The sequence below is a fragment of the Thermocrispum agreste DSM 44070 genome (assembly GCF_000427905.1).
GTDB classification, from domain to species: Bacteria; Actinomycetota; Actinomycetes; order Mycobacteriales; family Pseudonocardiaceae; genus Thermocrispum; species Thermocrispum agreste.
In genome coordinates this window covers 232,475-243,129 of the sequence record NZ_KE386604.1, presented here as the reverse complement: position 1 = coordinate 243,129, position 10,655 = coordinate 232,475, and the positions used below count along the sequence as shown (strand labels likewise).

Here is a 10,655-nt window from a genome sequence, read left to right as displayed (position 1 = left end):
CTCGTACGACCTCGTCCACCAGCGCGCATCCGACGGGCGCGGAACGCATCCACCACACCCCCGCGCCCCGACCTCAACGCAACCGGCGAGCACGGAACGCGTCGACCGCGGCCCGGTGCTCCGGCCGGGCGAACAGCAGGGCGATCGCCTCCACCGACTCGGGGTAGCCGACTTCGGTCCCCCGGTTGATGAACGCCTTGCCCACCTGGACGGCCAGCGGTGGGTTGGCCGCGATTTCCTCGGCGAGCGCGACCGCCGCCGGGACCAGGTCGTCGTCGGAATGCACCTGGCAGACCAGTCCCATCGACCGGGCTTCGTGCGCGTCGACGGTGCGGCCGCTCAGCGCCAGGTACCGGGTGTGGTGGCGCCCGATCACGTCCGGGCCGCGGATGATCCCGTAGCCCGGCATGAGGCCGACCGTCACCTCCTTGAAGGAGAACTGAGCCGACTCCGCGGCGTACGCGATGTCGCACGCCAAGGTCAGCTCGGTCCCACCACCGAACGCGATCCCGTTGACCGCCGCGATGACCGGGATGGCGCACTTCTCCACGGCGTGGAACGCCTCGTACACCCGCAGCAGGTGCGGACGGACCAGGTTCACGTCGCCGTCGAGGTCGTGGAACATGTCGATGTCGCCACCGGCGGAGAACGCGCGTCCCTCTCCCGTCAGCACGACCGCGCGGTGCTCGTCGTCGTCCTTGCCGAGAGTGCGCATGAGCCGGGTCAGCTCGGCGAACCACAGCTGGTCCATCGCGTTGAGCTTCTCCGGGCGGCACATGGTCACCAGCAGCACGCCGGGTGCCGGCGATTCCAGCCGGAACCGCTCGTAGCCCCGCAGGTGTTCGGGCAGATCGGTCACCGGGCCGCCTCCCGGTCCCAGGTGTCCGGCGTGACGCCCTCGGCGCGCAGCTTGTACTTCTCCACCCGCTGGCTCGGGGTGAGCGGCAACGCCTCGACCACCCGGACGTAACGCGGCACAGCGAAGGCGGTCAGCCTGCCCCGGCAGAACTCCACCAGGGCAGCCGGGTCGATCTCCGCGCCCGGCGCCGGGACGACCGCGACCATGACCTCTTCCTCGGACAACTCGGAGGCCACACCGTAGGCCGCGACCTGGCCGACGTCCGGGTGCTCGGCGATGACCCGCTCGACCTCCCAGGTCGAAATGTTCTCGCCGCGCCTGCGCACGGTGTCCTTGGCCCGGTCGAGGAAAGTGAGGAAGCCGTCCTCGTCCAGGACGCCACGGTCGCCGGTGTGGAACCACAGGTTGCGCCACGCCTTGACGGTCGCGGCCGGGTCGCCCTCGTAGCCGTCGAACATCCAGCCCGGCTTCTTCGGCCGGACCACGATCTCCCCCGGAGTGCCCGGCGGCACCGGTCGGTCCAGCTCGTCCACCACCGCGACCGTGTAGATCGGCGACTCCTGTCCCGCGGTGCCGATCCGGCGCCGCTCCGGCGGCATCTCGCAGACCAGGGACACCTCGGTGCTGCCGTAGATCTCGGTCAGCCGCACCCCGAAGCGCTGTTCGAACTCGGTGAAGATCTCCTTCGGGCACGGTGCCCCGAACGCCACCCGCACCGGGTTGTCGCGGTCGTCGTCCCGAGCAGGCTTCTTGGCCAGGATGCTCATCATCGCGCCCTGGTAGTTGAACGCGGTGATCCCCTCGCGACGGCAGATGTCCCAGAAGCCGGACGCGGTGAACTTGCGGTGCATGAGGACGCGCGCCCCCGCGTCGAACCCGGTCATGACCGAGCAGTACCGCGCGTTGGCGTGGTAGAGCGGGAACACGCTGTAGAGGCGGTCGTCGGAGGTGTAACCCATCAGCTCGGTGGTGTGCCTGGCGAGGTTGACGTTGGCCCGGTGGCTGAGCCGGACCCCCTTGGGCGGCCCGGTGGTCCCGGAGGTGTAGAGCACCACCGCGGTGCTCCCGGGGTCGACCGCGGGCAGGTCGCGGGGCGAAGTCGCGAGAAGATCGGTGAACGGCGTCGTGCGCAGGCCGGTGTCGGCGGGCTCGGCGGCCGGGGTGCCCGGCAGCGGGTCGAGCAGCAGCAGGTGCTGCAGCTGCAGCTCCCCTCCGTCGCTGCGCGCCTGGGCCATCGCTCTGGCCAGAAGCGGCACCAGGTCCGGCGCGCACACCGCAGCGCGAACCCGGGACAGCACCAGGCAGTGGGCCAGCGCGACCGGCCCCGCGGCCGGATTGAGCGGCACTTCGACCAGACCCGCGCGAGCGATACCGAACCACGCCTGCAACGACGCCACCCGAGCCGGGGTCAGCACCGCGACCCGCTCGCCGGGCTGCAAACCGAGATCCAGCAAGCCCGCCGCGACGCTCGAGGCGTGCGCGTCCAGGTCCCGCACACCCACCTGCTCGTCCTCGATCACCACCTCGGCGCCCTTGCGTGCCGGGTCGGCCGCCACCGCGGCCAGCCACTCACCGAGACTCACGTCGTGCTCCACCTGCGCTCCTTCGTCACACGTCGTCACGAACGGGCAGGGCCGCCTCGTCCGTCGCCTGCCAGCCGGGTCGAGTCATGGGAGGCCGTCACCTCGGTCGGGACGACCTCGATCACCACGCGATTGGGGCTGTCCAAGAGCCGGACGAACGCTTCCGGGTCGCCGGGCGCCAGGCGCGGGGCCAGCCGACGCACCCGATCCATCACCACGGCTCGATCACGGTGCACCCGGGCCCGGCCGCGCAACGCGACCATGCGCCTGCCGGGTAGGCCGGTGCCCGCACTGGACACCACCACCGCAACCCGTGGATCGGCGTCCACGCCACGCACCTGGCGCCGGCCTTCCACCGTGGCGAACCAGAAATGACCGTGCTCGTCGACCAGGTAGCTGAGCACCACCGCGGTCGGCAAGCCGTCCTCGAGGAACGACAGCACGCATTCGGTCTGCTCGGCGAACAGCTCCGCCCTGCCCTCCGGAGCCAACCTGGCCCGGGACAAGTCCTCGATGTCCTTCGCTCCGGGCAGGTCGTCGGCATCCTCAGACGCCATCCAGCGCCGCCTCCCCGAGCATGGCGTGCACGATCGCCTTGCTGTCGCGGGCTTCGTCGGCGGTGCCCGTCCACACCGTCTCGCCACGGCTGACGACGGCGACGGTGTCCGCGATGCGCAGCCCGGCTTCGGCGTTCTGCTCGACCATGAGGATGCCGATCCCGGTGTCGGCCATCGCGCGGACGCTGGAGAGCACCCGCTCGACCATGGCGGGCGCCAGCCCCATGGACGGTTCGTCCATCAGCATGAGCTTGGGCCTGGACATCAACGCGCGGCCGAACGCCAGCATCTGCTGTTCGCCACCGCTGAGCAGGCCGGCCTGCGCATGCCTGCGCTCGGCGAGAATCGGGAACGTCTGGTAGATCTCCTCGATCCCCTTCTCGACCGAGCCCTTCGGGGCGGCGTACCCGCCCATGCGCAAGTTCTCCTCGACGGTGAGCGGAAGGAAGATCTTGCGGCCCTCCGGCACCAGCACCATGCCGCGCCGCACCACCCGGTGGGCGGCCATCCCGGTGATGTCGCGGCCGTCGAACCACACCGACCCGGCGTCGGGTTTGTGGAACCCGGCGATGGCGCGCAGGCTCGTGGTCTTGCCCGCGCCGTTGGCGCCGAGCACCAACGTCACCTGCCCCGCGGTGGCGGTCAACGACACCCCGTGGACCGCGCGTACCGGCCCGTAACTGACGTGCAGATCGGTGACCTCAAGCATCGGCCGCCGCCCCCTTCCCCAAGTACGCCTCCTGGACGGCGGGATGCCGGACCACGTCCTGCGGCTCGCCTTCGGCGATGAGCTTCCCGACGTTCATCGCGAACAGGTAGTCGCAGGTCTCGACCATCATTTCCACGTCGTGCTCGACGATGAACTGGGTGATCCCCTCGTCGCACAGCTGCCGCATCAGCTTGCCGATCTCCTTGCGCTCCGCGGTGTTCATGCCCGCGGTGGGCTCGTCCAAAAGCAGCAGCCGGGGACGGCCGATGATGGCGCGGGCGAACTCCACCCTGCGCTGCATGCCGTACGACAGCTCGTCGGGGCGCAGCTGCGCCACCTCCCGCACGCCGACCCGTTCCATCACCTCGTCGACCTGCATCGCCGTCTCCTTGCGGGTCTGCTTGGGCAGCGCGTCGAGGCCGAGCAGGATGTTGTCGCGGACCGAGCGGTCGTCGAGCAGGCGCACGGTCTGGAACGTGCGCGAAATGCCCATACGGTGCACGTTCCGCGCCGGGACCCTGGTGTAGTCCTTGCCGTCCAGCAGGAACCGGCCCCGGGTCGACGGCGTCAGCCTGGTCATCGCCCCCAGCAAGGTCGACTTGCCCGACCCGTTGGGGCCGATCACGCCGTAGATGTTCCCTTCGTACATCTCCAGGGTGATGCCGTCGACGGCCTTGACGCCGCCGAAGTGCACGGCCACGTCCTCCATGGCGAGCAGCGCCGTCTGCCTGCCCACTGCGCTTTCAGCCATCCGTCAGCCCTTCTCCTGCAGCACGGCCATGCGGGCACGCTCCTGCCGGGTGCGCAAGCGATGGACGAGGTCCTTGATCAGGCCGAGCACACCGTTGGGCAGGTAGATCGCGGCCACCGCCACCAGAAACCCGTAGACGACCTTCTCCCACTCCTGCACGAACGAGATGACCGTCGGCAGCCAGACGAAGATGACCGCGCCGATGAACGCCCCCAGCCAGGACCGGGCGCCGCCGACGATGATCGCCGTCAACGCGAGAACCACCATGTGGAAGTTCACTTCCGCCGGCGTGATGGTGGACCGCAGCAGCGTGGTGATCGCACCGGCCAGACCGCCGATGACCCCGGAAATGGCGAACGACGCCAGCCGGTACCTGGCCACGTCGATGCCCATGGCGGTGGCCAGTTCCGGGTCTTCGCGGACGGTGTCGACGCGCCTGCCCATCCCTTTCGCCTCGGTCCACACCAGCACGGCCACCACCACGACCACGACCGCCAGGATGTGGCCGGTGTCGATCTCGCCGAGCGCGCCGAACAGGCCACCCGGCCCGCCGGTGAGTTCCCCGCCGTTGACCGCCACCACCGAGACGATCAGCGTGAACGCGATCGTCGCCATGCCCATGTACAGGCCGGTCAGCCGCTGCACCACCAGGCCGAGCGCGAAGACCACGACGCCGGCGAGCACCGCGCCGAGCGCGACCGACGGCCACGTGGTCCAGCCCAGGTGGACCATGGCGATGGCGGCGGTGTAGCCGCCGATACCGAAGGCGCCGACCCCGGCGAAGGAGAAGACTCCGAAGCGGATCGGCACCTGGATGCTCAACGCCAGCAGCAGCGTGGTGAGCGTCGTCTGGATCAGCACGACGTTCATCGCGTACCAGTCGCTCATGTGCGGCGCACCTCCTTGCGGCCCAGCAGGCCCTGGGGCCGGGCGAGCAGGATCAGGAAGATCAGACCGAACGAGACGGCGTCCACCCAGGTGCCGTAGTTGAGGTTCAGCACGAGCGTCTCGGCCCCGGCCAGGACGTACGCGCCGATGACCGTGCCTGCCATCGAGCCGAGGCCGCCGAGCACGATGATCGCGAACGCCTTGATGAGCAGCTGGTCTCCGGTCTCCGGGGCGATGGCACCGAGCTGGAAGGTCAGCAGCGCCCCGGCGAGGCCGGCCAGTGCCCCGGCCGTGGCCATGGTGCCGAACGCCAGGGCGGTCCGGTTGACGCCCATGCCCGCGGCGGTCTCCGCGTCGACCCCGATCGCGCGCAGTGCAAGGCCCTGCCGGGACCGCCGCACCCAGACGGTCAGGCCGATCCCGATGGCCAGGCCGGACACGATGATGACGGCCGACGTGGTGGTCAGCCGCAATCCGAAGACGTCCATGACCTCGGCGTCGTAACTGGAATTGAAGCCGAACGGGCTGGAGCGGGTCTGGTGCTGGGCGAGCGCCAGCGGGATGGCGGCGACCCCGATGCCGCCGATGAGGATGCGCATCTCGGCGGCGTGCTGGTTCTTCGACCGCTTGAGGATCGGCTGGAAGGCCAGCAGCTGGGTGAGCGCCGCGATGGCCGCCCCGACCAGCACCGAGACCGCCACGACCGGCAGGAACGGCAGCTCGGTCTCCCGCGTGACGAGATGGCCGACGAACGCGGAGAACATGAACGTGGCCCCGTGCGCGAAGTTGAGGATGCCGATGGTCCCCCACACCAAGGCCATGCCCAGCGCGAACAACAGGTAGATCGAGCCAAGCGTGACGACGTTCAACAGGTCTTGCACGTTGCTTCCCCTCGGGTAGGGGCGAGAGACCGCCCCGCGGGGTGCGGCCGCGGCCGCACCCCGCGGAACCGGCTCACTGCGCCAGGATCTCCTTGCCGTCCTGCCACTGGACCAGCGCGCCCTCGATGCGGGCGTCGTTGCCCTCGAAGGTCAGGTTCCCCATGGCACCGGTGAAGCCTTCCTTCGCCACCTGGGCCAGGCCTTTGCGGATGCCTTCCCGGGACGAGTCACCCGATGCCTTGATCGCGCGTGCGATGAACCACATCGCGTCGTAGCCGTCGGCGGCGTACGGGTCCGGGTCCTTGTTGAACTTCTTCCGGAACGCCTCGGTGAACGCCGCCGAGGACTCGCCGTCCATCGCGGTGGAGAACGGCACCGGGTAGACCAGGCCGTTGGCGGCGTCACCCGCCTCCTTGATGTTGCCCGCCGCCTGCACCGACGTGGCCACGATCAGGTTGTCGTAGCCGGCGTCCTTCAGCTGGCGCAGCGCCGTCACCGACTGCGGCGCGATGAGCAGCATGACCAACGCGTCCGGGTTCTTCCTGGCGATCTGCTGGGACTGGCCGGCGAAGTCCTGCGTGGTCATCTGCACCGGCAGCGACTGCACGATCTCGATGCCGCGGTCCTTGGCCATCTGCGGCACCCGCTTCTCGCCGAGCTCGGCGAAGGTCGGGAACGTGGCGTTGTACAGCACCGAGATGGTCTTGACGCCCTTCTTGTCGAGGTAGTCCACCGCCAGCTCGTAGTAGGACTCCATCGGCGGGGTGACGCGGAAGGTGTAGTCGTTGATGACCACGCCCTGCCCACCGGCCTGGGTGAACACGGTCGGCACCTTCTGCCTGCCCACCAGCGGCGCGACGGCGGCGGCCTGCTGAGTGGCGGCCGGGCCGATGATGGCGTCGACGTCCCGGTCGCCCATGGCCTTGTTCATCTCGCTGGATGCGCGTTCGATCTCGCCCGCGGTGTCCAGCTTCTGCAGCTCGATCTTGACGCCCTCACCGAGGAAGTTCTGCTGCTCGATCTCCTCGATCGCCAGCTCGGCGCCTTCCGACGCGCCGAGGCCGGCGTAGGCGATCGGCCCGGTCTGGTCCTGGACCTGGGCGATCTTGATGGTCTTCTCGATGCCACCGCCACCGCTGCCCCCCGCTTCGGGGCCGCCACAGGCCGCGGTCGCCACGACCGCGGAGACGGCCAGCCCTGCCAGCAGTGTCCTGCGCTTGCGCGCTGCACTACCCATAGCTCCTCCAACTTGTTCGTGTATGCAGGTCCAGCCGCGACCGCGGCGGACGGGGTCAGGCGACGGGATCGCCGGCGAGTTCATGGCCGATGAGGTAGGCCAGCGTGAGCCCGCGGCCCAGCGCGATGCCCGAGTTGTAGGCGGTCCCGGTGGTCGTCAGCGCCGCCACCGACCCCGCGGCGTAGAGCCCGGGGATCGGTCGTGCGGACTCGTCGAGGACGCGCCCGTCACCGTCGATGTGCACACCTGACGTGCCGATGCCGGTGCCGACGAAACGCAGCCGGAGGCCGTGGAACGGCGGCTGCACGATCGGCCCCAGCACCGGGTTGGGTTCGTGCTCCGGGTCGCCGGCGAACTTGTTGACGTAGTCCACCGTGCCGCGGCCGAAGTCGGGGTCCTCGCCGCGCTCGGCGAAGTGGCTGAACCGCTCGGCGGTGCGAGCCAGCTGCTCGCCGTCGATGCCGAGCCGCGCCCCGAGTTCCTGGAGGGTGTCGGCGGATTCCACCCAACCCTCGGGATACTCGCCACCCGGTGGGGTGGCTGCCAGGCCGTACTTCCTGCGGTGCTGGTCGTCCCAGATCAGGAAGAACGGCAGGTGCTTGTCGTCCGGGTCGAGCGTGCGCCGGCAGATGTCGACCCAGTACGAGTCGTTGCAGTACCGCTTGCCGTGCCGGTCGACGATCATCGAGTGCGGCATGGCGTACTCCGGCCCGTAGCCGAAGCCGGTGCCCACCTGGGAGCGCCAGCCGGGCAGGATCGGCGTGGCGTTGGCCGGGATCTTGACCAGCCGGCCGCCGACCTGGCGGGCCAGCTTGATGCCGTCCCCGCGCAGCGTCTCCGGCGCCACCGACCCCCAGTCCTCCTCGTCCAGCCCGAGCACTTCCCGCACCAGCTCGGGGTCCCAGTCGTAGGTGCTGGTGGCGAGCACGACCGGCCCGCGCAGTTCGACCGTGCCGTCCGGGGCCTGGGCCCGGAGGCCGACCACCTCGCCGTCCTCCTGGATCAGTTCGGTGACCCGGTGCTCGGTGCGGATGTCGATCAGGTCGTGCCGGACGACGCGGGCGAGGAAGCTTGCGACCACACCGGTGCCGTACGTGAGCGGGTCGTCGTGACCGGCCTGCTCGAACGCGGTGCCGTCGGCGAGGCCGAAGGCGGGCAGGCCGGCATGCGACTGCTTGGTCGCCGACCTTTCCTTGCCCGAGTCGTCGACGTAGGTGGCGCGCCGCCCCTTCTCCAGCAGTTCGCGGTAGGTCCTGCCGACCGGGAAGTAGGGGCTGTAGCGGAGCTTTGCCCGCCACGGGCCGAGCACGGAGCCGTCGATGACCTCGTTGGTGAGGTAGCGGCCCTCGGGCAGGGCGCCCTTGGCCTCGTTGTGGTAGTCGGCCAGCCCCGGGATCACGGTCCACCGGATCGCACCGTTGTCCTCGAAGTACTTCATCGCCTGCGGTGCGATGTCGATCCAGCGCAGCAGCGCCTGCTCGTCGAGCACCTCCGGCGCGAAGTGGGAAGCGACGTCACGGATGTAGGTCTCGGTGAGTTCCTTGGAATCGCCGGTGATCCCCTCGCGGACGGCGACGTGGTTGGCTCCGCACCACACCTGTCCGCCGGAATACGCAGCGGCGCCGCCGACCAGCTCTGCCGCCTCCAGGACGACGGCAGGCCGACCGTTGAGCGCACACGTCAGGGCCGTTGCCAGACCGGACAGGCCGGCACCCACGACCAGCACCGGCCGCTGCTCCCCGTGGTCCGTACTCCAGGTCGCCGCACGCTGCTCGACGGGCCTGTTCGCCATGCTCGCTCTCTCCTTTGAGGGCCTTTGAGGGGGCCATGGTGCATGTCACACTGTCGCCCTGAAGAGTGAATATGATGATCAGCGTTGTGTCAATATCCCTGCGCATCATTGGTGCCGATACGTCACCTGTGGCCCGCGCGGCCGGGAATCCGCCGGCACCGACGCGGGCCGGAGGAGCTCGGCGAAGGCGCCGCAGGGACCGGGGACCAACGGACGCTGACGCTGGGGCGAAGCGACCGGGGCTGCAGTGGACACCGACGCCGGATCGCGGCGTCCCGGGAACCCACGGGCACCGGCGCCGGGGCCACTCATCGAGCTACGGCCAGCACCGGTGCCTCGGCGGCCGGAAGGCGACGGAGGCCGCCAGCAGGACCGAGGCGCCCACCAGACACGACACCACCCCACGACCAAGACACCCCGAAACCCCGAACACCCACCCGCACCTCGACGACCAGACGACCACGGACACCGCCAGCACAACCAAGGCGCCCACCAGACACGACACCACCACGTGACCGACGCGTCCGAAAGGCACGGATACCGAGCCCACACCTCGACGGCCGCCGAACGACGGAGACCGCCAACGGGCTCCGGCCGTGGCCGGAAAACCACTCCCCCGTGCCCAGACGTCAGGAAGCTCGATCGCCAACCCCAGACTCACGCAGCCAGCAGCGACCGACCGACACCGAGCCGGGGCGTCCAGCAGCCAGCGACACCGCCGCGGAGCCAAGGCGTCCGGGGAACCATGACTCCGACGTCAGGCCTGTGGCACACATGGAGCTACCGGCCCGGCCCCACGACATCCGGGGCGCCCAGGGGACGCAAGTGCGCCAGCCCCCGTGGCGGTCATGACCTTCCGGCCGTTGGCTGATGCCACCCGTCTCAGGTCAGTGGCCAGCGGCGAGTGGTGTCACTGCGCTGGCGCGTGGCGGCTCGCCCGGGAAGCGCACGCGGTCGGTGTCCGGCAGGGTCGCGGCGTACTCGGTCGCCGAGGTGGCGTAGAGGAAGCGGACCTCGCGGCGGGTGAACACCCAGCGGCCCTCGTGCCGCGCGTACCGGTCGGCATAGCGGTAGGCGGCCAGCAGCACCCCACGAGAAGTGACCAGCTCCGCGTGCCCACTCGACATGCCGGTCGCCTCGTCGTCCCCGGTCAGGTCGACGACCACCGCATGAGGCGTGTGGATCATGCGCCGGAACCCGCGCATCGAGGCGCCCAGCATGGCCGCGATCTCCGGCCACCCGCGCGCGATCTCGCCGTCCCGGTCGAACACGGCGTCCGGGTGGAACATCGTGGCGAGCGCGTCCAGATCGTGGTCGTCCACGGCGAACGCGTACCGGGCCGTGAGGTCACGCAGCGCCTCGCGATCCAGCAGCCGCTGCACCTGGTCGACCACGACG

General features: G+C 70.0%; 10 protein-coding genes. All 10 read right to left on the bottom strand.

The window, feature by feature from the left end; genetic code table 11:
- Positions 1-73: 73 nt before the first annotated feature.
- Entirely contained in the window at positions 74-859 is a 786-nt protein-coding gene (locus YWY_RS22375; RefSeq protein WP_051310343.1) for an enoyl-CoA hydratase/isomerase family protein, read from the bottom strand.
- A complete protein-coding gene (locus YWY_RS0115875) occupies positions 856-2,454 on the bottom strand; it encodes an AMP-binding protein (protein WP_028848420.1) in 1,599 nt (532 codons plus the stop codon). Before YWY_RS0115875 ends, YWY_RS22375 begins: the two co-directional genes overlap by 4 nt.
- Positions 2,455-2,477: 23 nt before the next feature.
- Positions 2,478-2,999: a pyridoxamine 5'-phosphate oxidase family protein gene (locus tag YWY_RS0115870; protein ID WP_051310342.1), complete on the bottom strand. Its 522-nt coding sequence runs from the start codon at positions 2,997-2,999 to the stop codon at positions 2,478-2,480.
- Positions 2,989-3,708: an ABC transporter ATP-binding protein gene (locus YWY_RS0115865; protein WP_028848418.1), complete on the bottom strand. Its 720-nt coding sequence runs from the start codon at positions 3,706-3,708 to the stop codon at positions 2,989-2,991. The genes YWY_RS0115870 and YWY_RS0115865 overlap by 11 nt, the downstream gene beginning before the upstream one ends.
- Entirely contained in the window at positions 3,701-4,459 is a 759-nt protein-coding gene (locus tag YWY_RS0115860; RefSeq protein ID WP_028848417.1) for an ABC transporter ATP-binding protein, read from the bottom strand. The genes YWY_RS0115865 and YWY_RS0115860 overlap by 8 nt, the downstream gene beginning before the upstream one ends.
- A 3-nt stretch (positions 4,460-4,462) precedes the next feature.
- Complete coding sequence (locus YWY_RS22370) at positions 4,463-5,347, bottom strand: branched-chain amino acid ABC transporter permease (protein ID WP_084609317.1); 885 nt, start codon at positions 5,345-5,347, stop codon at positions 4,463-4,465.
- Entirely contained in the window at positions 5,344-6,228 is an 885-nt protein-coding gene (locus YWY_RS0115850) for a branched-chain amino acid ABC transporter permease (protein ID WP_028848416.1), read from the bottom strand. Before YWY_RS0115850 ends, YWY_RS22370 begins: the two co-directional genes overlap by 4 nt.
- A 73-nt stretch (positions 6,229-6,301) precedes the next feature.
- On the bottom strand, positions 6,302-7,465 hold the full coding sequence (locus YWY_RS0115845) for an ABC transporter substrate-binding protein (protein ID WP_038045453.1): 1,164 nt from the start codon (positions 7,463-7,465) through the stop codon (positions 6,302-6,304).
- A 55-nt stretch (positions 7,466-7,520) separates the two neighbouring features.
- Positions 7,521-9,257, bottom strand: coding sequence for an FAD-dependent oxidoreductase (locus tag YWY_RS22365; protein WP_084609316.1), 1,737 nt, complete (start codon positions 9,255-9,257; stop codon positions 7,521-7,523).
- Between the two features lie 887 nt (positions 9,258-10,144).
- The gene (locus YWY_RS22360) at positions 10,145-10,651 is read right to left on the bottom strand and encodes a nuclear transport factor 2 family protein (protein ID WP_051310340.1); all 507 of its coding nucleotides are present in this window, start codon (positions 10,649-10,651) and stop codon (positions 10,145-10,147) included.
- Between the last annotated feature and the right edge of the window lie 4 nt (positions 10,652-10,655).